This window comes from Candidatus Poriferisocius sp., from assembly GCF_965219775.1.
In the GTDB taxonomy this organism is placed as follows: domain Bacteria; phylum Actinomycetota; class Acidimicrobiia; order Acidimicrobiales; family Bin134; genus Poriferisocius.
Genome location: NZ_OZ244793.1, coordinates 3,241,562 through 3,264,774, shown reverse-complemented (window position 1 = coordinate 3,264,774; position 23,213 = coordinate 3,241,562). Strand labels below are relative to the sequence as shown.

Sequence of the window (23,213 nt, the reverse complement as noted above, 5' to 3'; positions counted from 1 at the left end):
GACGAGTCGATCACCATGGCGTCACACTCTGGCCGTGGCCGCGGCCCGGGCCCGGGCTCGATCGCGCAGGAACATCACCGCCGGCGGCACCAACAGGGCCAGCACCAACAGCCCCTGCACCACGTCGGTGATGCGGCTCTCCACCCCGGTGCTGTTGACGAACCCCGATCCGGTGCGCAGCCCGGCGAACACAAAGGCGGCCACCACCGCGGCCAGCGCCCGCTCGCGGGCCACCAACGCCACCAGCAGGCCGGTCCAGCCAATGTTGTCGGAGAAGCCGGGCACCAACCGGAAGTTGCCGAACGAGAACCCGCCCCCGGCGAACATGGCCGCCCCGGCCAGCCCGGCGAACGCCCCGCCGATGGCCAGGGCGCTGGCCCCGTACACCACCGACGACACCCCCGACCGTTGGGCGGCCCGGGCGTTCAATCCCAGCATCCGCAACCGGAACCCCCACACCGTGCGGGCCAGCACGAAGGCCACCACCACGGCCAGGATCAGCGCCACGTACACGGACACGGGAAACTCGTTGCCGAAGATGTTCGGGCGGGGAATGCGGTTGTCGGTGGGCAGTTGGCTGCTGACCTGGTTGCGGTTGCCCCGCTCCGCACCCGGCGCCAGCAGCAGCCAGTTCCAGCGCAGGCCGTAGGCCACCGCCTGGGTGGACACCGTGACCAGCAGCAGGGTGCTCAGCACCTCGGGCACGCCCCGCCAGAAGCGCAGCACCCCGGCCACGCCAGCCCATACCGCCCCGCCCACGGCGCCGAACACCATGATCACCACCACGTTCAGCGGTCCCGGTCCCCCGATCAGGAACCCGAAGTAGGTGGCGAACGCCGCCCCCATCAGCAACTGGCCCTCCTGGCCGATGTTGATGAGCCCGGCCTTGGCCGAGATCACCGTGCCCAACGCCACCAGCAGCAGCGGGGCGGCCACCCCCAGCGTCTCCCCCCAGCGTCCGGGGGCGCGGAGGCTGCCGTCGATCAGGGCTTGCACCACCGGCCACCAATCGCCTCCGGTGGACTCCACCACCACGCTGGCGATCACCAAGGCCGCCACGATGCTGAGGGCGTACATGGCGAGCCACTCCCCCGCTTTGGCCCCCCGAGCCGTGCCCTCGCCCCACCGGGTCACGTCTCGGCCCCGCCCATCAGCAAACCGAGGGTCTCCAGGTCGGCCTCGTGCCGATCCAATTGAGCGGCGATGCCGCCCCGGAACATCACCACGACGCGGTCGGCCAACTCCAGAATCTCCTCCAGTTCGCTGGAGATGAGGAGCACCGCCACCCCGGAGTCGGCGGTGCGGCGCAGCCGGTCGGTCATGTACTCGATGGCCCCCACGTCCAACCCCCGGGTGGGTTGGGCGGCCACCAGCACCCTGGGCTCGGCGGCCAGCTCCCGAGCCAGCACCACCCGCTGTTGGTTGCCGCCCGACAGAGACCACAGCGGCGCGTCCGGCCCGGTGCAGGCGATCTCGAAGTCGTCGATCAACTGTTGGGCCGTGCTCGTGGCGTTCCCCTTGTCGATCACGCCCCGCCGAGCGGCGCGGTGGGGGTCGACCATGAGCAGGTTCTCGGCCACCGACATGTCCAGCACCACTCCCGAATCGTGGCGGTCCTCGGGGATCACGGCTATCCCGGCCCGGGCCATGGCCCCGGGGGTGTTGGCGGGCACCTCCTCACCGCCGACCATCACCCGACCGCCGGTCAGCGGCTCCAGACTGGACAACAGGTCGCCCAGCGTGCGCTGCCCGTTGCCCTCCACCCCGGCCACCCCCACGATCTCGCCCGACCGCAACTCCAGGCTCACGTCGTCGAGCAACACCCTGCCACCCCGGCCCATCACGCGAACCTGTTCCAGGCACAGCGCCGCGGCCGGCGACTGGTCGAGGGGGCCGGTGGGCTCGACGGTGGTGCTCGTGCTCTCGGCCCCGTTGCCGGAGCCTGCCGCTGGGGTGGCCACGGATGCCGGGGGGTCGGGGGTGGGCCCGTCGTCGCCTCGGATCAAGCCGAACGCAGCCCGCTCGGAGCGCAGCGACACCTCACGGCCGACCATGGATCGGGCCAGGGTCCGGGCGTCGGCCGCCTCGGTGGCCAAGCGGTCGACCACTTGGCCCTGACGCATGATGGTGATCTCGTCGGTGGCGCTCAGCACCTCGTCCAGCTTGTGGCTCACCAACACCACCGCCCGCTCCTCCGACTCCACCACCGCCCGCAGTGTGGCGAACAGCTCGCCGGATTCCTCGGGGGTGAGCACCGAGGTGGGCTCGTCGAACACCACGATCCGGGGGTCACGCCGCAGGCACTTGATGATCTCCACCCGTTGGCGCAAGCCGGCGGTGAGGTCGGCCACCCGGGCATCGGGATCGATGTGGAGGCCGTACTGGCTGCTGATGGCCGCGATCCGGTGGCGGACGCCGTCCGGGTCGAGACGGCCGCTTTCCCCCAGGGCCACGTTCTCCCACACGGTGAGGGGCTCCACCAGGCTGAAGTGCTGGTGCACCATGGCGATGCCGTGGGCGGCGGCCGTCATGGGGTCGTGGATGGCCAAGGGCCGCCCGTCGATGCGAATGGCGCCGGCATCGGGCAGCACCAGCCCGATGAGCACCTTCATCAGCGTGGACTTTCCCGCCCCGTTCTCTCCGAGGATGCCGTGGATGCTGCCCCGGTGCAGGTTGAGATCAACCTGGTCGCAGGCGACGATGCCCCCGAACCGTTTGGTGATGCCGACGAGTTCGACCGCGGGTGATGGGGAGGATTCCCCCCCCTCACCCGTGCCGGTTGTGGCGTCGTGGATCACCCGCCGCCGTAGGCTGCGCCGGAGATGCCTCCGAGCACGCCCAACAGCTCACCGTTGGTGTTGGCGTCGACAAAGGCCTGGTCCAAAAGGGCCGTCGCCTCCGCAGACGGATCGCAGAGTTCGCCACCGTTCAGCCCTGGCTGCGTGGGGAACGTGTAGTTTTCTCCCTCGGTCAGATCACCGGAGATGATCAACGGCAAGACCTGCTCGGCGTAACGGCCGCCGTCGAACACGATGCTGCCCGTCCAGGCAATGCCGTCCGTGCGAGAGCAGATGTCGCCGGGGCCGGCGGCGAACACGGCGATGCCCTCCTCGGTGGCCAACTGGCCCACCGGGTTGAGCGCCCCGCCCAGATAGGCGTAGGCCAACGTGGCCCCTTCGGCGATGGCGTTGGTGAGGGCAGCGGTGGCGTTGCCCGCGTTGTCGAAGTCGAAGGGGAACGCTCCGGTGGAGACGTACTCCATGGTGAACGAGGGGTCCACCGTCTGCAGGCCGTACACCGTGGCGTCGTAGGCTTCCCGCTCAAAGTTGAGGTCGCAACAGCCCAGGAACACGGCGGTGTCGCCGCCCTGTTCGGCCAGCACCGCGCCCATGGCCACCCCGGCGGTGTAGTGGATGGGGGCGCCCCAGTCGGTGGCCTGGGCCAGGCCGGGCAGCAGATCGAAGCCCGCCCCGCAGTTGCAGTACCAGAACACGTCGGGGAACTGCTCGGTCAGGTCGGGCAGGGGCTCGGCGATCTCGCTGGCCCCCACCAGGATCACGTCCACTCCCTGGGCGGCCAGATCGGCCATGGCCTGGGCGGCCTCGGCCGCGCCGATGTTGTCGCTCACGATCGGGGGGGCGAACCCGTTGTCGGCGGAGAACTGTTCGGCGAAGTCCACCAGCGCCTGGTAGTAGCCCTGGTCGTCGCGGGGCCCGGCGGCGGCCACCCCGATGGTGATGGTGCCGTCGCCGTCGGCGTCAAAGGTGTCCAGCAAGTCCTGCATGGCGATGTCCTCGGGCGCCTCGGTGGGCTCGGGTTCCGGGGCCTCGGTCGGGTCGGGCGCCGGCGCAGGAGCATCATCCGTGGGTTCGGGGTCCGGGTCCCCGGAGTCATCGGGGTCGGAATCCGGCGGGTCGGTCGGGTCGGGCGCCGGCGCAGGAGCATCATCGGTGGGGGCGGGGGCCGGAGCGGACCCGGAGTCGGCCCCCGTACCACTGTCGTCGTCGTTGCCGCAGCCAGCGGCCACCAGGGCCAGTACGGCCAGCAGCACGGCGGCGGGCCACAGCCATCGGGTTCGGCGGTTGGATGGTGTGCTCATGGGTTCCCCCTCCTCAGTTGTCGGACGACGGTCGGACGCGGTGTCGACCCTTCATCATGCCCCGTTGGGCCAGTGCCGTCGATAGCGCTGGACCAGCCAGCGGTTGAACTGTACATGGGTCTCCTCCTGCCAGGAATATCTTCCCCGCACGGCGTAGCGTGACCGCAGCCCCCGCTGGACCTTGGTGGTGGCGTCCTGGTCCTGGGCCACGAACACCTGCACCCCGTCGTCGCTGGCCTGGAGCAGTTGCTCGAACATGGGGTGCTCCAGCGAGCCGGGATGCAGCAGGTAGCCGATCTCCACGTCGATGGTCTCGGCCGAGGTGGGGCGCACGATGAAGAAGAAGGCCATGTCGGGGGCGGTGCCGAAACACAGGGTGGGGGGGATCAGCGCGAAGGTGGAGCGCCACCGTTCTTCTTCGGTGAGTTTGGGGAACACCGGCAGCAGGGCCTTGCGGGTGGCGTTGAACCCGCCGTCGATGTGGGTGTAGCCGTTCTCCCGGAAGATCACGTTGGAGTCGTCCGACCACGGCACCGGGAAGCGGGCCATCTCCGAGGGGCAGAAGTCCTGGATCACCTCGTGGAGGCGGTTGGCGTGGTAGCCGTCGTTGAAGTTCTCGAACATGACCTTCCAGTTCCAGGGGAGGTCGGTCAGCGTGAAGGTGCCCGGACACACGCAGTTGTCCAACTCGTAGTTGGCCACGTACGGCTCGTACCGCTCCAGGGTGGGGGCCAAGGGGGGAGCGTCGGGGTCGAAGTTGACGAAGATGAAGCCGTGCCACAGCTCCACGGCCAGGTTGGGCAGCCCCCAGTCGGCCCGGTCGAAGCCCTCGGTGCGCTCCATGGCCGGGGCCCCCAACAGGCGGCCGTCGAGCCGGTAACTCCAGTGATGGTACGGGCACCGAAAGGCCCCGCTGTTACCCTCCCCCTCCACCACCTGCATGCCCCGGTGGCGGCAGATGGCCGAGAACGCCCGGATGCTGCCGTCCTTGTGGCGCGCCACGATGATGGGCTCGGTGCTCACCGTGGTGGTGAACCAGTCTCCCGGCTCGGGGATGCGGTTGGCCACCCCCACGCAGCACCAGTCACGCTCGAACAGCACCCGACGCTCGAAGGCCAGGAACTCCTCGGAGGTGTACAGCTCGGGGGGCAGCGTGCAGGCGGTGGCCACGTCGGTGACCGAGTCCTCGAAGGAGGCCAACAGCTCGTCGGTGAACATGCCCCTATCTTTACCTCTCCCGCTCCCCGACGGGAACGCCCTCCTGGGCGGAGTTGGCGGCCTGGTGGAGGAGGAACTTGCGGATCTTGCCGACGCTGGTGCGGGGCAACTCGTCCATGAGCGTGAACGTGCGGGGCTGCTTGGCCTTGGCCAGTCGTTCTCGGCACCACGAGGCCAATTCCTCGGTGGCGGGCGGGTCGGCCGGGTCGACGGGGACCACGAAGGCGGCGGGCACCTCGTCACGCACCGGATCGGGGGCGCCCACCACGGCGGCCTCCAGCACGGCGGGGTGGGCGGCCAACACCGACTCCACCTCCACCACCGACACGTTCTCGCCCGCCACCTTGAGCACGTCGGCGTGGCGACCGTCGAAGTAGTGGCGACCGTCGGGTTCCACTCGGGCCCGGTCGCCGGTGCGGAACCAGCCGTCGACGGTGAACGATGCCGCGGTGGTGGCGGGGTCGTCCAGATAGCCGGCGAACAGGGTCAGGCCGGGCTCGCCCCCCACCAGCACCTCCCCGTCGCGCACCTGAACCCGACAACCAGGGGTAACCCGGCCCATCGATGAGGGCACCGGATCGCCGGTGGGCTCGGTGAGCACGGCGGGGATGGTCTCGGTCATGCCGTAAAGCTGGCAGGGGCGGCATCCGAACCAGTCGGCCAGCGTCTCGTACTGGTCGCCGGTGATGTTCTGGGCGTACCAACAGTGTCGCAACCCCACGCCTTCGGTGGGTCCGCCCCGAGCCAGGATCATGCGCAGAGGAGCGGCGAACAGGCTGGCACACGTGGCCCGGTGGCGGGCGGCCTGGGGCAGGAATCCACTGGCCGAGAAGGCGGGCATCAACGCCACCGACGCGCCCACCGCGATGGCCGGGGCAATGGAGTAGTACTGGGCGTTGGCGTGGAACAGGGGCAGCACCACCAGTTGGCGGTCGTCGGGGACCAACTCGGCAGCCGAGGCCATCACCTGAGCAGTGAAGGCGTAGTTGGCCTGGGTGATCTCCACCCCCTTGGGCCGACCGGTGGTCCCCGACGTGAACATGACCGCGGCCCGGTCCCGCGCGCCCACCGCCGGCCAGTCCACCCGGGCGGCCCCGGCCAACGCCGACAGGTCGCCCAGCGCCTCGTCCACCGCGACCACCGGCAGCTCGGGCCGGGCGTCGGCCACCGCTCGACGGTACACCTCGCCCCGGTCGGCCCCGCAGAAGCCCGCTCGGGGGCGGGTGCGCTCGATGTGGTCGACCAACTCGGGCACCCGGCCCTGGGGATCGGACGGCACGATCCAGGCACCCAGCCGGTTGGCCGCCAGCCACACGGCCACGAAGGCCGGGCAATTGGTCAGGGCCAGGTGCACGGCGTCGCCCGGTGTCACCCCCCGTTCGACGAGTCCGGCGGCCACGGCGGTGACCGCGTGATCGAACTGCTCGTAGGTCCAGCGCACCACTTGGCCGTCGGGCTGTTCGAACACCAAGAACTCGGCATCGCCATGGTGTTCCACCGTCCGGGCCCAAAGGTGGGCAAAGGGAGGCGGCACCCGGTCGAGCGGGCCGTGGTCGGCGAAGTCAGCCACCGGTGTCGGCGGGTGGGCCGTAGCCACCTCCCCCCGGCAAATCGAGGCTCACCACGTCACCGGGGTCGAGGGTGATGCGGCTCTGGGTGGTGACCGGCTCGCCGTTCACCCGGAACGAACCGGCCTGGCCGGGACCGCCGCCGAAGATGCCCTGGGGCGGGTCGGACAGACGGCTGGTGACCGCGTTGAGCTGCCACGGGCGCGACGTGTCCACCTCGAATTCGATGCTCTGGCCTCGGCCACCTGGTTGGGCCCCGGAACCCTCGGAGCCGGGACGCAGGGCCTTGCGGACAAAGCGCACCGGCGCGGAGGCCTCCACCACCTCGATGGGCACCGCGCTCACCCCGGTGGGATACGAGCAGGCATCCAGGCCCGGCTTGGTGGCCCGGGCGCCCACCCCGCCGGCGTAGGTGAACATGGCGGTGATGAACGGGGTGCCGTCGTCGTGGTTGCCGCTCACCTGCATGGTCCACACCGCACCGGCTCCCTCGGCCATGGACTCCTCGGGCTTCACCTGGGCCAGGGCTTTCAGCAGGGCGTTGGGCAGGAACATTCCCACCACGTGGCGGGCCGTGCCCGGTTGGGGCCGCACCGCGTTCACGATGGACCCCTCGGGTGCGGTCATCTTGATCGGGGCCAGGCTGCCGTGGTTGTTGGGGATCTCGGGGTTCAGCACCGATCGCACCGTGAAGGTGGTGTAGGCGTGGGTGTAGTTGCGGACCACGTTGATGCCCCACGGGCTGGCTTCGGAGCTGCCGTCGTAATCCACGGTGATCTCCCCAGCGGCGGGATCGACGTGGAGCGAACACCGGATGTCGATCCGGCTGCCGTCGGCCAGGTCCAACACGGCGTCGGCGGGGTACTCCCCGGCGGCCAGCTCGGAGATGCTGGCCCGGGTGGCCGCTTCGGACCGGTCGATGATCTCGTCGGCCAGAGCCTCGATGTCGTCCAGGCCGTGGGCGTCGCACAGGGCCCCCAAGCGCTGGGCGCCCACCTCACCGGAGGCCATCTGGGCGTGCAGATCACCGGCCATGTGGTCGGGCTGGCGGACGTTGGACAGGATGAACTTCCACACGTCCGGATTGCGCTCGCCGCCCCGCATGAGCTTGCAGATGGGAATCCACAGCCCCTCCTCGAAGCAGTCCCGGCCGCCCGCGCCGATGCCGTACCCGCCCACATCGGTGTGGTGAATGGTGGAGCCGAAGTAGGCGATGGGCACGGGATCGCCCCCGGTGGCCGGGGCGCGCCACACCGGGACCAGCACGGTCACGTCCAGCAGTTGGCCCGCGGTGAGGTAGGGGTCGTTGGTGACCAGCACGTCGCCGGGGTCGAGGCTTTCGGGGGGGAACTCCTCCAACATGTTGGCCGCGCCAATGGCCAGCGAGTTGATGTGGCCCGGCGTGCCGGTCACCGCCTGGGCCACCATCCGGCCCCGCTGGTCGAACACCGCGTTGGCCAGATCGCCCGCTTCCCGCACAATGGGGCTGAACGCCGCCCGCTGCAGGGCCCGGGCCTGCTCGTTGACCACCGAGATCAGCGACTGCCACAGGATCTCGAGCTGGATGGGGTCGTACCTGGTGGTCGTCACGTCTCCTCCTCCGTGGTGTGTCGAGTGGCGATCAGACTGGCATCGTGGGCCACCGCCACCCGCCAGCCGGGGCGGATGACCGAGGTGGTCTCCCGCTCCTCCACCAGGGCGGGACCGTCGAAGGTGGCGCCCGGCCGGAGCTGGTCACGGCGGTACACCGGCACCTCCACCTCGGCCTGGGCCCGGCCGAACACCGCCGGGCGCGTGGAGGCCGGTCGGGGCGATTGGTCGGGAGCGGCCGGAGCCACGTCGGGGGCATCGGTGTCGATCTCCACCGGCTCGGCCCGGGCCGACAGCCGCCAAGTGACCACCTCGATGCCCACGTCGTCGATGGTCATCCCGTAGATGCGGCGGTACTCGGCCTCGAAGGCCGCCACCACCTCGTCGTCGGTGGCCGACCAGACGTCGCCCTCTCCCACCCAAATGGTGATCTCGTTGCCCTGGCCGGTGTAGCGGGCGTCGATGCCGTAGCGAAAGCCGATGTCCGCCTCCGGCACCCCCGCGCTGCGCAACACCCGGCGGCCCTCGTCCCGCAACTCCTGCAGGCGCGCGTCCCGCTCGGCGGCATCCACCTCGGCCAGCATCACCGGCCAGGAACGGGCCAGGTCGATGCGCACCGGCGACACCAGGGTGCCGAACGCCGACAACACGCTGGCGTTCACCGGGAACACCACCCGGTTCGAGTCCAAGAGTTCCGCCACCCGGCAGGCGTGGGGCGGTCCGGCCCCGCCGAAGGCCAACAGCGTGACCCCCCGGAGGTCCACCCCCCGCTCCACCGCGTGCATGCGGGCCGCGGCGGCCATGTTCTGGCTCACCACCTCGTAGACCCCGGCGGCGGTGTCCACCACCGGCAGGTCGAGCCCCTCGGCCACCGGCTGGAAGGCCGCCCGGGCCCGTTCGGCGTCCAAGGGCATGTCGCCACCGAGGAAGGCATCGGGGTCCAAGAGCCCGAGGACCACGTCGGCGTCGGTCACCGCGGGCCGGGTGCCGCCTCGGCCGTAGCAGGCCGGGCCGGGATCGGCCCCCGACGACTCGGGGCCCACCTTGAGCAGGCCGAACTGGTCGAGGTGGGCCAGGCTGCCGCCCCCGGCGCCGATCTCCACCAAGTCCACCGAGGGGACCGACACCGGAAAGCCGGACCCCTTCTTGAACCGGTAGCGCCGGGCCACCTCGAAGGTGGTGGTGAGCGCGGGCTCCCCGTCCTCCACCAGGGTGGCCTTGGCGGTGGTGCCCCCCATGTCGAAGGCCAACAGGCGGTCCTCCCCCAGTCGGCGGGCGAACCAGCGGGCGGCCAGCGCACCGGCGGCCGGGCCGGACTCCACCAGCCGGATGGGGGCGGCCGCCGCGTCGTCGGCCGACACCACCCCGCCGTTGGACAGCATCATCAGCACCGACCCGCCGAACCCCTCGGCCGACAGCCACTTCTGCAACTCGTCCAGATAGGGCCCGATGATGGGCATGGTGGCGGCGTTGCAGGCCGCGGTGATCATGCGGGGGTACTCCCGGATTTGTGGGGAGATGTCGGCGGAGGCGCACACCGGCACCCCCAGGGCCCGGTGCAGTTCCTCGACCAGCAGCCGCTCGTTGGCCGCATTGACGTAGGAGTTGATCAAACAGACCGCCACCGCCTCCACCTCGGCGTCGGACAGCTTGGTGACCAACTCGGCCACGGCCGCGTCCGACGGCCTCACCAGCACCTCGCCGGTGGCCGCGGTGCGCTCGTCGATCTCGAAGGTCAGCTCCCGGCTGATGGGGGGATCGGGGAACTCGATCTGCAGGTCGTACATGTCATAGCGGTGCTCATCGCGAATCAGCAGGGTGTCGCCGAAACCCTGGGTGGTGACCAACGCAGCCCGCCCGGTCTTGTCCTCGATCAGGGCGTTGGTGATGAGGGTGGTGGCGTGGACGATGGGGGCGGTGATCTCCCCGGAGGACACCCCGGCCCGGTGGAGCAACTGGCCGACGGCGGTCTGCACGCCCTCCAGGGGGGCCGCCGGGGTGGTGAGGGCCTTGTTCACCGTGACCGCACCGGTGGCGGCATCCAAGAGCACGGCGTCGGTGAACGTGCCGCCGATGTCCACCGCCAGTCGCCAATCGGTCACCGGGCTAGCTCCTTGCCGACGCGTCCGGGCCCACCGTCAGCCCGCCCGGAGATCGTCTCGGGGTGGGGAGAACACGTCCAGGATCCAGCACTCCCCGTACTCGTCGTCGCCGATGAACACCGAGTCGCCGTGCCACACCCCCTTGGGGGCCAGGTAGGCCTCGCCTTCGCCCAGCACCACCCGCTCGGTGGTGTCGGGGTCGTCGTCGATGCGAAAGTCGAGCCCGCCCCGCACCACGATCCCGAGCTGCTCGTGGTCCTCGTGGCGGTGCAGGAACGAGCCGGTGGCCCCACCGGCGATGCGCCAGAAGCAGAGCTGGAGCCCGTCGCCGGTGATGACCCGGCGGCGAAAGCCCTCCCGATCGGTGGCGGCAAACTCCCGGTCGTCGTAGAAGTAGCAGTACTGGTTGGCCAGGTTCACGGTCGGGCCCCGGTGGTGGCGTCGGCTGCGGCTGCTCCGGCAAAGCGGCGTCGTTCTCGCTCGATGTCCAAGGGGCGGATGATGGCCTCGTGCTCCTCGTCACCCCAGTGCTCGGCGGGCACCAACCACATCACCTCGAACTCCAGCCCGTCGGGATCCTTGGCGTAGAGGCTCTTGTTGGCCCCGTGGTCGCTCTGTCCGCACAGGGCGCCGGCCGCCTGCAACCGCTCACGCACGGCGGCCAGCTCCTCCAGGGTGGGCACCTCCCAGGCGATGTGGTACATGCCCACCGACCGGTGACCGGCGGTGGACGGCTCGGCCCGGTCCCCGATGGAGAAGAAGGCGATGTCGTGGTGGTTGGCCGAGGCCGGGGCCCGCATGAACACGAACCGACCGGGCTCGTCGATCACCGTCTCGAACCCCAGGATGTCGGCGTAGAAGCGCTGCTGGCGTCGGGCATCGCGCACGTACAGCACGGCATGGTTCATCCCGGTGATCACCCCCGCACCGCCCCTGGTGTGTCTCGGTTGTCGCTCGACCTCATCCCGCCAGGCTACCGAACCGCTGACCCGCCATTGCTTCTCGAAGTGGCGGAGCCGGGGACGGCGATGTGTCGGGCCGGTGCGATGTGAGATCCAAGGAATATTCGGACCGGTCGCGAAGTTCCATTGGATGGAGCACAATCCCATCCAACTGAAGATCGGAGCATCCGATGAGCGACGTGACCATTGACTCGACGATCGACTCCGAAAGGACGGATGCCAGGACCCCAGGGGTGTGGGCGTGGACGCTGCTCCGAATCCTGTTGGGGTGGTCGTTCCTGTGGGCCTTCCTGGACAAGATGTTCGGGTTGGGCTTTTCCACCTGCCGGGCCTCCGACTCATCGGCCATTGACTTCGGCTGCGATGCGGCCATGATCAACGGCGGGGCGCCCACCTACGGGTTCTTGGAGTTCGGCACCGCCGGCAGCCACACCGGGTTCCTGTTCGACTGGATGGCCCCGGCGGCCCCCGACGCCATCAACGCCGCCGACGTCGGGTTCATGGCCGCCCTGCTGCTCGGTGGTCTGGCCCTGATGCTGGGCATCGGCACCCGCACGGCCGCCATCGGCGGGACCCTCCTGCTGCTGTTCATGTTCCTGGCGGGCGACGTCTGGCCCGAGCACAATCCGGTGAAGGACAGTCACATCGTCGAGATCATTGCCCTGTTGGCCATCGCCGCCGTCCGCCCCGCGGGTCTCAGCTTGCAGGGTTGGGCCACGAAGAAGCTCCCGGTCCTGGGCCGGATCCCGTAGACAACACAGTCTCAGCGCAGGGTGATGACCAGCGAGCCGATGTGTTCCTTGCGCTCGAAGGCCGCTTGGGCGGCGTGGATTTCCTCCAGGGGGAAGGTGCCGGCCACCACCGGGGTCACCTCGGCTCGCTCGATGTAGCCGACCAGATCGGCGAACACCTCGGGGGCGAGGACCGTGGCCCCGTGCAGCTCCAGGTCTTTCAGGTAGAGGGTGCGCAGGTCGAGTTCGACCATCGGACCGGCGATCGCCCCCGAGGTGACGAACCGACCACCCCGGCGCAACACGTTCAGCCAGCCTTCGAAATCGGGACCGCCCACCACGTCGGCCACCACGTCGAAAGGGCCGCCGTTGGCTCGGGCCGCCGCCTCGGGCACGCGGTTGCCCCCGCGAGCAACCACCGCGTCAGGCCCCAGGGCCGCCACCCCGTCGAGCTTCGACCGCCCGGCCACGGCCACCACTCGGGCGTCTCGGCGCTTGGCCAACTGCACCAGGGCGGAGCCCACTCCCCCCGAGGCCCCCGTCACGGCAACGGACTGGCCGGCGCCCAGGCTCACTCGCTGCAGCATGTATTCGGCGGTCGACCACGAGCAGGCGAAAGTGGCCAACTCCACATCGCTGAGCGGGGTTTCGATCGGATACACGTTGCGCGCAGGCACCGCGCAGTACTCGGCGAAGCCACCGTCGCGTTCGCTGCCCAGATACCCGGTCAGCTCCCGTCGATCGGGGTCGTCGGGATGGCGGATCCAGGAGTCCACCAGCACTCGAAGCCCGCGCAGGGACTCGTCGGCCTCCGACCCCACGGTGACCACCCGCCCGCACACGTCGGCACCCTGGATGCGGGGGAACTCCAGCCCTCGACCTCCCCAGGTGGAATCGCCAGCCTGCGCCTGGTCGAATCCCGCCCCTGAGGTGGCTCCGGTCACCGTCTTGCTGTACCAGCCGACCCGGGTATTGATGTCGGTGTTGTTGATGCCGCAGGCGCTCACCTCGATCAGCACCTCGTCGGCTGCCGGAACCGGCACAGGCACGTCGTCGCGCACCTGCAGCATTTCCGGTCCCCCGTGGCCCATCAGCACCGCCGCCCGCATCCCTACCACCCTTTCATTCGGTGGGCGTACAGGTGGTCGTAGTGGGGGCGGGTGATCTCATAGGCCTCCCGCACCCGGCGGGGAGCGGCGGTGATGTCCACCGACCGCGGCGATTGGGGCTCGAGGCCCCGGGAGTGGCGGAGGTTCTCGTGGAAGGAGCCCCCGTCCCACCAGCTCACCTCATCACGGGCTCCCGGCGTCCACCGCAGCGCACCCTCGATGAACGGGATGCCCACCGCTTCACACCACGCCGCCACCACTCCGGCGGGGTCGGTCAGCAGATCGTCGCTGTCGATTACCGGAGGCACCCGCCCCGACTTGGCCGTCAGCTCGTCGAACAAGGCCCGCTGTTCGGGGTAGCCGGTCTCGTCGATGTGGAAGTCGGGCCAGTGCCGATACATCGACCAATGGGCCTTGGCCGGATCACGGATCAGAAAGCTGTGGGTGAAACAGTCGAAGAACGCGTCGCTCCACAGGGCACGGAGGTAGTGGGGGAAGTCCTTGACGAACACCGGCCCCTCGGCGGCCGCGGCCCGCACCGTGTTCCAGGCCGATTCGTAGGTGAGACCGGGGGTGCGCACGCTGTCGGGCTGCAGACGGGGCCAGTCGGGCGATTCCCCCTGGTACCACACCTCGCCGAAGGGCTCGTGGAAGCAGGTCATGTCGCCCCGCATCCGCATCATCCACTCGAAGGCGGTGGACGTGGACCGGGGCACAGCCCACAAGGCCACGATCTTGTTCATGGCCTTGTTCATGGCCGGTTCATGGCCGCCGCCTCGTCGTCGTGATCATCCCAGCATCCCCAACAGGGTGCCGTGGCCGGGGGCGGCGGGCAGGCCCAACTCGGCCAGCACGGCCCAGTACAAGGCCACATCGGAGGCCACCACCGGGGTGCCGGTGCGCTGCTCCACGGTGTCGGTCACGCCGAGCATCCGAAAGCCGGCCCCGGTCTGCACGATGGCGTCGGCCTGGGGGGCCCGGGCGTGGGCGTCGGTGGCCGCCGCAATCATGAGGTGGTCGGGGTAGTCCCACAGCGAGGTCGCCTCGATGGCCAGTTTCTCGTTGTGGTCGGCCACCAAGCCTTGGTCGATGAGGTCGCCCGCCCACAGGATGTCGAATCCGGCAGCCTCCAGGTAGCGGTTGATGCCGGCCGACCAGTCCGGGCGGTAGTAGCCGTTGGCCACCGTGATGGTGGTGGCTCCGAGGGCCCGCAGACCCTCCACCAGGCAGTGTCCGGCCATCAGGAAGCGGGCGCCCACGGCCTCCGACACCCGGTCGCAGAAGGCGACCACCTCGTCGGGGCCGGTGGTGCCTCGGCAGTGGACCCAGTTGGACCCCACCTGGCCGATCACCCGGCAGTGCGACTGGGCCAGGCAGTGGGCGGCTTCCTCCAACAGGGCAAAGTTGCGGGCCCGCTCGTCCAGGCCCCACTGGTAGTCGGGGATGTGCAGCACCCGCTGGATGACCCCGGTGCCCGCCGGGGCGACGTCCAGGAACTGCTGGGGGCTGTCGTCGAAGTAGCGGGGGGTGGTCACGAACCCCACGTGGGCCTGGTACCGGGGCCGGCCGGTGACCGTGGCCGGGGGTGTTGGCTTGGTGTGCTGCTCCGGCACCGGGCGTCACATCCTCAGGCGGGCGCCGGCGGGATCGTAGGCCGGTTCGCTCAACACCCGGGCAGGGCGCAGATCGCCGACCACCCGGACCTCCAGTTCGGTGCCGGGCGCACCGTGTGCCGGGGCCAGGTAGGCGAAACCCAGGCCCTGGTCCACGACGTGTCCGTGCGCGCCGGTGGTGATCACCCCGACGGGCTCGCCTCCGGCGTACACCGCGTCGCCCGCGTGGACGTCGGCCACGTCGGTGTCGACGGCCAGATAGGCCAGCCGCCAGCGATAGGGGCGCTCCCCCGACTCGGCCAGGGACCGACGGGCCACCAACGCGTCCCGGCCCACGAAGGGGCCCTTGTCCACCTTGACGAAGCGGTGCAGTCCGGCCTCGTCGGGGCCCACGTCGTGGGTGAGGTCGCGGCTGATCGGGTACTGCTTCTCCATGCGCAGCGAGTCGAGGGCGTGGTTGCCCACGTTGGCCACCCCCAGGTCGCCGCCCGCCTCCCACAGGGCGTCGTACAGGGTGCCCAGATCCTCGGTGGGCGCATGCAACTCCCAGCCCAGCTCCCCCACGAACCCCACCCGCAGCGCCCGCACCTCGACCCCGGCCACGGTGATGCGCTTGGCGCTCAGCCACCGGAAGGCCACGTTGCCCAGGTCGGCGTCGGTGCACCGGACCAGCAGATCCCGGGCCCGGGGACCGGCAACGGCCAGCACGCCAATCTCCCCGGAGCGCACTCGAAGCTCGGCGCGGGCGCCGGAGGGCCAGTGGGTCTCGAAGTACTCGCGGTCCTTCTGCTCCCCCACCGCAGCCGACACCAGATAGAAGTAGTCGTCGGCCAGGCGGGTGATGGTGGCCTCGCCCTCCAGCCGCCCGGTGGGGGTGAGCAGGTAGCTGAGGCTGATCCGCCCCACGCCGGGCACCGTGTTGGTGGTGAGCCGGTCGATCACCTCGGCGGCGTCGGGCCCCACCAGGTCGAACTTGGCGAAGGCGGTGCTGTCGAGGATGCCGACCCGCTCCCGCACGGCCCGACACTCCTCGGCCACCACCGGGAACCAGCCGGTGTGGCGAAAGGCCACCACGTCGGATTGGGGCAGACCGGCCACCGTGGGATACCACTTGGGCCGCTCCCACCCGTACACCTGGGTGAACACCGCCCCCCGGTCGGCCAGCCGCTCATGGAGCGGGTTGGTGCGGTAGGGCCGCAGCTCGGGGTGTTCGAGGCCGGGCACCGGCGTCTGGTGGCGGAACTCGTAGTCCTCGGCCCCCTTGATGCGTCCGTATCGCATGGTGTCGTCGGGCGGCACGAAGCCGAACCTGCGAGGGTCGTAGCTGCGCACGCTCAGCTCGGTTTCGCCGTGGACCATCCACCGGGCCAGCTCCCGGCCCAGCCCCGGTCCGTCGGCCAGGCCCACCTGCACGCCGGCCATCATCCAGAAATTGGGAATGCCCGAAGGTCCGAGGAGGGCCTCGCCGTCGGGGGTGTGGGTGATGGCCCCCCGGATGACTCTCTTGATGCCCACCGGTTCGAGCACGGGCACCCGCTCGAAGGCCCGGGCCAGCCAGAACCCGATGCGGTCGTAGTCGGCGGGAAACAGCGGGTTCTCCAGCGACCACTCGGGGCCGGCGGGCCACGCCGTCTCGGCGTTGTGCTGCTCGTAGATGCCGATCAGCCCCGCCTGCTGCTCTTGGCGCACGTAGCCGGAGACGTAGTCGTCGCGGACCACCGGCAGCTCGTGGTCGAGGTGGGCGAACTCGGGCACCACGTCGGTGAGCAGATAGCTGTGCAGGGCGTTGGCCAGGGGGATGCTCAGCCCCACCATGCGGGCCACCTGGTGGGCATAGCAGCCCGCGGCGTTCACCACGTGTTGGGCTCGAACGGTGCCGTGCTCGGTGACCACGTCGAACTCCCCGTCGCCTCGGCGGCTGATGGCCACCACTCGATTGCGGCGGCTGATGCGCGCCCCCCTTTCGCGGGCGACCGACACCAGGGCGTTGACCGCCCCGGTGGGGTCGACGTGGCCGTCGTCGGGAGTCCACACCGCGCCGATCACGTCGTCCACCACGTAAAACGGGTGCCACTTGGCGACCACGTCGCGCTCCACCCACTCCATGTGGTTGCCCACGTACTCGGCCACCCCCAACTGCCCCCGCAACCAGTCGACCTCGATGGGCTCGTAGGCCACCCGGAAGCTCCCGCTGCGGTGCCAGGAGGTGGCCACCCCGCTCTCCTCGGTCAGCGAGGCGTACAGCTCGCAGCCGTACTTGCGGAAGTTGGCCAGGGTATAGCTCGACACCGAGTGGGTGATCTGGCCGGCGGCGTGCCACGTGGACCCCGAGGTGAGTTCGGCTTTTTCCACCAGCACGGTGTCGGTCCACCCCTCATGGGCCAGGTGGTAGAGCAGGCTGGCCCCACAGATCCCCCCGCCGATGATCACGACCTGGGCGGAATCGGGCAGCTCCATGTGCCACATTTGTACCACATTGAAGATGACTGTGGTACATTTGTGCATTAGTGGCGAACGTGCCGGTCCTTCCCCCTCCCGACGTCGACCGGGATGCGCTGGTGTCCTACCGGCGCCGACGGATCATCGATCAGATGGAGGCCGCCGACGTGGACCTGCTGGTGCTGCTCAACCCGGTCAGCCTCCGCTACGCCTGCGACTGGCGGGAGTACCCGCTCTATCAGTCCCGCATCCAGGTGTACGACCTGTTCGTGCACGGCGACGGCACCATGGCCATGCACGGGGGCTACGGCTCGTCGCCACCCACGGTCGGCTCCGCTCAGCCGACGCACGCCATGAACAGCTTCGACGGCGGGCTCGACCTCACCAAGCGGGCTCGGCGGTTCGCCGCCGACGTGGAGGCGGCCGCCGGACCCGGCGCCCGGGTCGCCGTGGAGCCGATCAACCCCAGCACCCTGTGCGCGCTGGCCGAGCGGGGCCTGCGGGTGATCGACGGCGAGCCCCTGATGGAGGCCGCCCGGCACGTGAAGTCCCCCGAGGAGATCGGGTGCCTGCGCCACGCCATCGCGGTGGCCGAGGCAGCCATGGACGTCATGCGGGCCGCGCTGCGGCCGGGCGTCACCGAGAACCAGCTCTACGCCCTGTTGCACCAGGTGAACATCGCCAACGACGGGGATTGGATCGACTCCCGCATGCTGTGCAGCGGGCCCCGCACCAATCCCTGGTACCAAATGGCCACCGACCGGGTCATCGAGGCCGGTGATCTCGTGGCTTTTGACACCGACATGGTGGGTCCGTTCGGCTACTGCGCCGACATTTCCCGCACCTGGCTGACAGCCGCCGCCCCCACCGCCGTCCAGCGTGACCTCCACCGACGGGCCCTCGACGAGATCACCCACAATGCGTCGCTGTTGGTGCCAGGGCGATCATTCCGGGAGGTCGCCGAGCAGGCCTACGTCCACCACGACGACTTTGTGCCCCACCGCTACACCTGCCTGGCACACGGGGTGGGGATGACCGACGAGTATCCGAAGATCGCCCACCGCTGCGACTGGGACCACGCCGGGTACGACGGCGAGCTGGTGGCCGACACCGTGCTGGCGGTGGAGAGTTTCGTGGGCTCCTGTCGGGGCGGACCAGGCGTCAAGCTGGAGGACATGTATCTGGTGACCGCCAACGGCCCGGTCCGGCTCTCGTCCTACCCGTTCGAGGAGGAGCTGCTGTGACATCGGTCGCCGCCGGTGCCCTTCCGATCGGGCCGCCCGCCCCGGACGAGCCCGGTGGCGCCGACCCCCAGCCCATCCTGCAAGCCCTCACCAACGCGCTGGCCGACCTCTCGCCCCAGGTGCGACAGGCCGCCACCTACGTGCTGAATCATCCCGGCGAGGTGGCCGTCACCTCCATGCGGGGGCTGGCCCAGGCCGCCGGGGTGAAGCCCAACACCCTGGTGCGCATGGCCCGGGCGGTGGGCTTCGAGGGCTACGAGGACTTCCGGGCACCGTTCCAGCAGCAGGCGGCCGACGGAGCCCCGTCGTTCCCCGACCGGGCCCGGTTCCTGCGGTCCATCAACGAAGGGGGCCGCCACGGCGCCCTGTTGGCCGACATGGCCGCCGCCGGCCTCGGCAACGTCGAAGCGCTGTTCGCCGACGTGCAGACCGCCGAACTCAAAGCGGCCGCCGACCTCATCGACGCCGCCCGCCTCACCAACGTGCTCGGGGTGGGGACGGCCAAGCCGCTGGCCGAGAACTTCGCCTACGTGGCCACCATGGCGGTGGACAACGTGACCGCCATCCCCACCATCGGGCTGGCCATCGACGACGTGGCCCGGATGAGGCCCGACGACGTGCTGGTGGCCATGACCTTCAGCCCCTACCGGGTGGAGATCATCGACGCCGTCCGATTGGCCACCGAGCGGGGCATCCCGGTGATCTCGGTCTCCGACAGTTGGGCGTCGCCCATACTGGCCCCGGCCACTCACGCCTTCGTGGTGCCCACCGACTCCCCGCTGCCGTTCTCCTCCAGCATCGCGGCGGTGGCCCTGCTCGAGGTGCTGCTCGCTTTCGTGATGGCCGACGCCCCCGCCGACGTGGTCGGCGCCATCGACGCCTTCCACGCCAACCGCCGAGCCGCCGGGATCTACGCCCCTTGAGACGGGACGGAACGTGATGCCCCCTGCTCGAGTCGCCCATCCCGGCCTCAAGAGCCCCGAGTACTACGTACCGGGGCTGGCCGCCGACGACGTGGCCCGGCGCTACGGGATTTCGCCCGCCGACATCGCCAAGCTGGGGTCGGCCGAGAACCCCCACGGGGCCTCGCCCAAGGCCCGAGCCGCCATTGGCGATGCCCTGGAGCGCCTGCACCTGTATCCGTCGTGGACGGCGGAGCCCCTGCGGGAGAAGATCGCCGAGGTCTACGGCTACGAGCCGTCACAGGTGGTGTGCGGCGCCGGGGAGACCGAGATCATCTCGCTGGTCATCCGGGCCTTCTGCCCGCCCGGTGGCCGGATCCAGATGCCGGGCCCCTGCTTTCCCATCTACCACCTGTTTGCCGAGACCGAAGGGCGTGTCCCCGTGCTGGTGTTCGAGGCCACCGACCGCCCCTCCATGGCCCTCGACGTGGACGCTTACCTCGCCGCCGTCGACGACGACACCCGGATCGTGTTCGTCACCAACCCGCACAGTCCCTCGGGCACCTGGCTGAGCGAGTCCGACGTCCGCCGGATCATCGAGGCCGCCCCCCGTGCCCTGGTGGTGCTCGACGAGGCCTACGTCCACTATTCGGCCACCCCCGGCTACATCCACTTGGCCCGGGAGTACGACAACGCCGTGGTGCTGCGCACGTTCTCCAAGGCGTACGGGCTGGCCGGGCTGCGGGTGGGATTCGGGGTGGCGTCCCGGCCGATCATCGACGCCCTGTTGGCGGTCAAGCCCACGTGGAACATGGGCGGATTGCAGATCGCCGGGGGCATCGCCGCCCTCGATGATGATGACCACGTGGCCCGCACGGTGGCCACCATCGCCGAATCCCGCCACCATGTGGCCCGCCGCTTCGGGGAACTGGACCGGTTCCGGATGGTGCCCCACAGCCGGTCGAACTTCTTTCTGGTGGAGATCGTCGATCCCGACACCGATTCCAACGCGGTGTTCAACGGCCTGCTGGAGCGGGGCGTGATCGTGAAGGACGGCGCGGTGTCGTGGCGGGGCCTGGAGGACCGGTTCCTGCGCTGCGACGTGAACCTCCCGGAGAAGATGGATCACCTGGTGGACGCGCTGAGGGACCTGGACTGAGGAGGGCGTAGTTCGATGGGGGGCGATGACGATGGGAGCGAGCCACCAGCGGGGGCTTGACCCCCACTACTACACCGACCCCGCGGTCTTCGCCCGCGAGTTGGAGCGCATCTTCGCCCGCTCGTGGCTCCTGGTGGGCCACCGGTCGCAAGTGGCGTCGCCCGGCCGGCACGTCACCGCTCGGGTGGGCGACGAGCACGTGATCGTGGTCAACGACGGCGGGACGGTTCGGGGCCTGTACAACGTCTGCCGCCATCGGGGCCACGAGCTGGTGACCGCCGACGAGGGGACGGCGTCCAGCTTCACCTGCCCGTACCACGCCTGGACGTACGGCCTCGACGGGGTGTTGCTCAGCGCTCGGGGCGAGGACGTGGGCGAGGTGCAGATTCCCGGCGTGGCGGTGGAGTCGCTGGGCGGGTTCCTGTTCGTGAACCTCGACCCCGACGCCGCCTCGTTGGCCGACACCATCCCCGGCATCGAGGCCGAACTCCTGGCCATCGCCCCCGATGCCCCCGACCGGGTGCTGTCGCACCGCCGCACCCAGTTGATCGGGGCCAACTGGAAGGTGGCCGTCGAGAACTACAACGAGTGCTACCACTGCCCGAACGTCCACAAGACGTTCACCGCCGGGGTGGTCACGCCGGGCAGCTACCGCATCACCCCCCGGGGGGCCACCATCCACCACACCGCCGAGGGACCCACACCGGAACGGTCGGGGTACGTCCGCCCGAGCGACGCCAACGACTACGGGTCGTTCTTCACCTGGCCGGCTTCGTCCATCCAGTGCTACCCCGGACAGGTGCTCAACACGTTTCGGTGGGTGCCGCTGGAAGTGGACCGGACGCTGTTGATCCGGGAGTGGTGGCTCGACCGCCCCGAGCCGACGCCGCCCCAGCAAGAGGTGATCGACCTGGACTGGACCACCACGGTGGCCGAGGACTTCGACCTCATGGAGTCGGTACAACGGGGCATGGCCAGCCGGGGCTACCGTCCCGGCCCCCTGATCGTCGATCCCAGCGGGGTGGCCGACGTGCACGCCGAGAACGCGGTGCCCCATCTGCACGGCCTGCTGCTCGACGCCCTCGGCGACCGGTGATGGCACCCCCGGACCGGCACCGGTCGCCGTCTCGCCGGTTGGCCGATTTCTTGGCCGGACTTTCCGGTCGCATCGACCGTCGGCTGCTGGATCGGGCCGCCGACGCCGTGGTCGACACCGTGGGCTGCACGGTGTTCGGGGCCACCCAACCGTGGTCGCAGGCGGCCATCGTCCACGCCGGGTTGACCGGGGGCCAGGGGCCCTGCACGGTCATCGGGGCCGACCGTCCGACGACTCCGGCCATGGCCGCCTTTGCCAACGGCTCGTCGGCCCACGCCTTCGAGTTGGACGACGTGCACGAGGAAGCCATCAGCCATCCCGGCGCGGTGGTGGTGCCCGCCGCCCTGGCCCTGGCCGAGGCCGAGGGCGCATCCATCGGCGACCTGCTGGAGGCGGTCGTCATCGGCTACGAGGCCATGGGCCGAGCGGGCATCGCGGTGGGCCCGGCCGGGCACATGCTGGCCGGCTTCCACCCCACGTCGATGTCGGGGGTGTTCGGCTCGACGGCAGCGGCCGGGCGGTTGCTCGGCTTCGACGGTCAGATGCTCAACCACGCCTTCGGGATCGCGGTGTCGCTGGCGTCGGGCACCATGGAGTTCGCCTCCTCGGGGGGGATGGCCAAGCGGATCCACGCCGGGCGGGCCGCGGAGGCCGGGGTGCTGGCCGCGTCGCTGGCCGCCCGGGGCGTGGAAGGGGCCACCGACGGGTTGGCCGGCACCTACGGGTTCTGTGCCGTGTTCGGCCCCGATCCCCGCCCCGAATTGCTGGTCGATGCCCTCGGGGACCGCTGGATCATCGACGAGATCACCGTCAAGCCCTATGCCGCCTGCAGCGACATCCACCCCCTCATCCAGGCCGCCGCCGAGTTGGCCGCCGAGCACGGGCTGCAGCCCGACCGGATCGCCCGAATCGAGGCCGAGTGCCCCACCAAGGCGGCCACCCAGAACAGCCTGGACGGCACCGTGTCGGTGATGGCCGCCCAGTACTCCGCCGAGTTCAACATCGCCGCCGCCATCCTGGCCGACCCCGGCGATCCCGCCACCTACCGGCCCGAGCGCATCGCCGACCCGGCGCTGGCCGATCTCCAGGCCAAGGTGGTCTCGGTGCGAGCCGCCCCCGAGTTCGACCGTACCTACGCCTGGAAGATGGGGGGACGGGTGCGAATCCACCTGACCTCAGGCGAGGTGCGGGTGCGAACCGTCCACGGCCAGAAGGGCTCCATGCACGACCGGTTGAGCCCCGAGGAACTCGACGCCAAGTGCGACACCCTGGTGGCGGGCCTGGCCCCACCCGGCTTCGCCCGTACCCTCCGCCAGGCCGTGGCCCACCATTCCCACCCGATCACCGACCTCACCGCGTTCTTGGTCGCCTGAGACCCGCT

Annotated in this window: 19 protein-coding genes; 6 read left to right on the top strand and 13 right to left on the bottom strand. The window is 70.1% G+C overall.

Going from position 1 to position 23,213, the window contains the following annotated elements; translation table 11 throughout:
- Window positions 1-21 precede the first annotated feature (21 nt).
- The 9 genes from ACOQPQ_RS14795 to ACOQPQ_RS14755 are packed head-to-tail and all read right to left on the bottom strand — an operon-like array spanning window position 22 to window position 11,485.
- Window positions 22-1,134, bottom strand: a complete 1,113-nt coding sequence (locus ACOQPQ_RS14795) for an ABC transporter permease (RefSeq protein WP_420640179.1) — start codon at window positions 1,132-1,134, stop codon at window positions 22-24.
- Window positions 1,131-2,798: an ABC transporter ATP-binding protein gene (locus tag ACOQPQ_RS14790; RefSeq protein ID WP_420640178.1), complete on the bottom strand. Its 1,668-nt coding sequence runs from the start codon at window positions 2,796-2,798 to the stop codon at window positions 1,131-1,133. The genes ACOQPQ_RS14795 and ACOQPQ_RS14790 overlap by 4 nt, the downstream gene beginning before the upstream one ends.
- Complete coding sequence (locus ACOQPQ_RS14785) at window positions 2,795-4,099, bottom strand: hypothetical protein (protein ID WP_420640177.1); 1,305 nt, start codon at window positions 4,097-4,099, stop codon at window positions 2,795-2,797. Before ACOQPQ_RS14785 ends, ACOQPQ_RS14790 begins: the two co-directional genes overlap by 4 nt.
- 54 nt (window positions 4,100-4,153) lie before the next feature.
- Window positions 4,154-5,317: an aromatic ring-hydroxylating oxygenase subunit alpha gene (locus ACOQPQ_RS14780; RefSeq protein ID WP_420640176.1), complete on the bottom strand. Its 1,164-nt coding sequence runs from the start codon at window positions 5,315-5,317 to the stop codon at window positions 4,154-4,156.
- Window positions 5,318-5,327: 10 nt separating this feature from the next.
- Window positions 5,328-6,887: a class I adenylate-forming enzyme family protein gene (locus ACOQPQ_RS14775; RefSeq protein ID WP_420640175.1), complete on the bottom strand. Its 1,560-nt coding sequence runs from the start codon at window positions 6,885-6,887 to the stop codon at window positions 5,328-5,330.
- Complete coding sequence (locus ACOQPQ_RS14770) at window positions 6,880-8,475, bottom strand: hydantoinase B/oxoprolinase family protein (protein ID WP_420640174.1); 1,596 nt, start codon at window positions 8,473-8,475, stop codon at window positions 6,880-6,882. The genes ACOQPQ_RS14775 and ACOQPQ_RS14770 overlap by 8 nt, the downstream gene beginning before the upstream one ends.
- Window positions 8,472-10,577: a hydantoinase/oxoprolinase family protein gene (locus tag ACOQPQ_RS14765; RefSeq protein ID WP_420640173.1), complete on the bottom strand. Its 2,106-nt coding sequence runs from the start codon at window positions 10,575-10,577 to the stop codon at window positions 8,472-8,474. Before ACOQPQ_RS14765 ends, ACOQPQ_RS14770 begins: the two co-directional genes overlap by 4 nt.
- A 36-nt stretch (window positions 10,578-10,613) precedes the next feature.
- Window positions 10,614-10,997 carry a cupin domain-containing protein gene (locus ACOQPQ_RS14760; RefSeq protein ID WP_420640172.1) on the bottom strand — a complete coding sequence of 128 codons (384 nt, stop codon included), beginning with the start codon at window positions 10,995-10,997 and terminating at the stop codon, window positions 10,614-10,616.
- On the bottom strand, window positions 10,994-11,485 hold the full coding sequence (locus ACOQPQ_RS14755; protein WP_420640171.1) for a VOC family protein: 492 nt from the start codon (window positions 11,483-11,485) through the stop codon (window positions 10,994-10,996). Before ACOQPQ_RS14755 ends, ACOQPQ_RS14760 begins: the two co-directional genes overlap by 4 nt.
- A gap of 224 nt (window positions 11,486-11,709) precedes the next feature.
- On the opposite strand from ACOQPQ_RS14755, the gene ACOQPQ_RS14750 reads away from it, so the two are divergent.
- A complete protein-coding gene (locus ACOQPQ_RS14750) occupies window positions 11,710-12,291 on the top strand; it encodes a hypothetical protein (protein WP_420640170.1) in 582 nt (193 codons plus the stop codon).
- An 11-nt stretch (window positions 12,292-12,302) separates the two neighbouring features.
- On the opposite strand, the gene ACOQPQ_RS14745 is transcribed toward ACOQPQ_RS14750, so the two are convergent.
- From ACOQPQ_RS14745 to ACOQPQ_RS14730, 4 genes are read right to left on the bottom strand one after another with little or no spacing between them, the layout of a single operon-like run.
- The gene (locus ACOQPQ_RS14745) at window positions 12,303-13,379 is read right to left on the bottom strand and encodes an alcohol dehydrogenase family protein (RefSeq protein WP_420640169.1); all 1,077 of its coding nucleotides are present in this window, start codon (window positions 13,377-13,379) and stop codon (window positions 12,303-12,305) included.
- Between the two features lie 2 nt (window positions 13,380-13,381).
- Complete coding sequence (locus tag ACOQPQ_RS14740; RefSeq protein WP_420640168.1) at window positions 13,382-14,134, bottom strand: sulfotransferase family protein; 753 nt, start codon at window positions 14,132-14,134, stop codon at window positions 13,382-13,384.
- Between the two features lie 33 nt (window positions 14,135-14,167).
- Complete coding sequence (locus tag ACOQPQ_RS14735; protein ID WP_420640167.1) at window positions 14,168-14,992, bottom strand: hypothetical protein; 825 nt, start codon at window positions 14,990-14,992, stop codon at window positions 14,168-14,170.
- Between the two features lie 6 nt (window positions 14,993-14,998).
- Window positions 14,999-17,449: an FAD-dependent oxidoreductase gene (locus tag ACOQPQ_RS14730; protein WP_420640166.1), complete on the bottom strand. Its 2,451-nt coding sequence runs from the start codon at window positions 17,447-17,449 to the stop codon at window positions 14,999-15,001.
- A gap of 50 nt (window positions 17,450-17,499) precedes the next feature.
- Here ACOQPQ_RS14730 and ACOQPQ_RS14725 point away from each other — a divergent pair, with 50 nt between their 5' ends.
- Genes ACOQPQ_RS14725 through ACOQPQ_RS14705 form a run of 5 tightly spaced genes read left to right on the top strand, consistent with a single transcriptional unit; the run spans window position 17,500 to window position 23,205 of the window.
- Complete coding sequence (locus ACOQPQ_RS14725; RefSeq protein WP_420640165.1) at window positions 17,500-18,675, top strand: M24 family metallopeptidase; 1,176 nt, start codon at window positions 17,500-17,502, stop codon at window positions 18,673-18,675.
- Window positions 18,672-19,598, top strand: coding sequence for a MurR/RpiR family transcriptional regulator (locus ACOQPQ_RS14720; protein WP_420640164.1), 927 nt, complete (start codon window positions 18,672-18,674; stop codon window positions 19,596-19,598). The genes ACOQPQ_RS14725 and ACOQPQ_RS14720 overlap by 4 nt, the downstream gene beginning before the upstream one ends.
- A gap of 16 nt (window positions 19,599-19,614) precedes the next feature.
- A complete protein-coding gene (locus ACOQPQ_RS14715) occupies window positions 19,615-20,736 on the top strand; it encodes a pyridoxal phosphate-dependent aminotransferase (RefSeq protein ID WP_420640163.1) in 1,122 nt (373 codons plus the stop codon).
- 25 nt (window positions 20,737-20,761) lie between these two features.
- The gene (locus tag ACOQPQ_RS14710; RefSeq protein WP_420640162.1) at window positions 20,762-21,832 is read left to right on the top strand and encodes an aromatic ring-hydroxylating oxygenase subunit alpha; all 1,071 of its coding nucleotides are present in this window, start codon (window positions 20,762-20,764) and stop codon (window positions 21,830-21,832) included.
- Window positions 21,832-23,205, top strand: a complete 1,374-nt coding sequence (locus ACOQPQ_RS14705; RefSeq protein ID WP_420640161.1) for an MmgE/PrpD family protein — start codon at window positions 21,832-21,834, stop codon at window positions 23,203-23,205. The genes ACOQPQ_RS14710 and ACOQPQ_RS14705 overlap by 1 nt, the downstream gene beginning before the upstream one ends.
- Window positions 23,206-23,213: the final 8 nt, after the last annotated feature.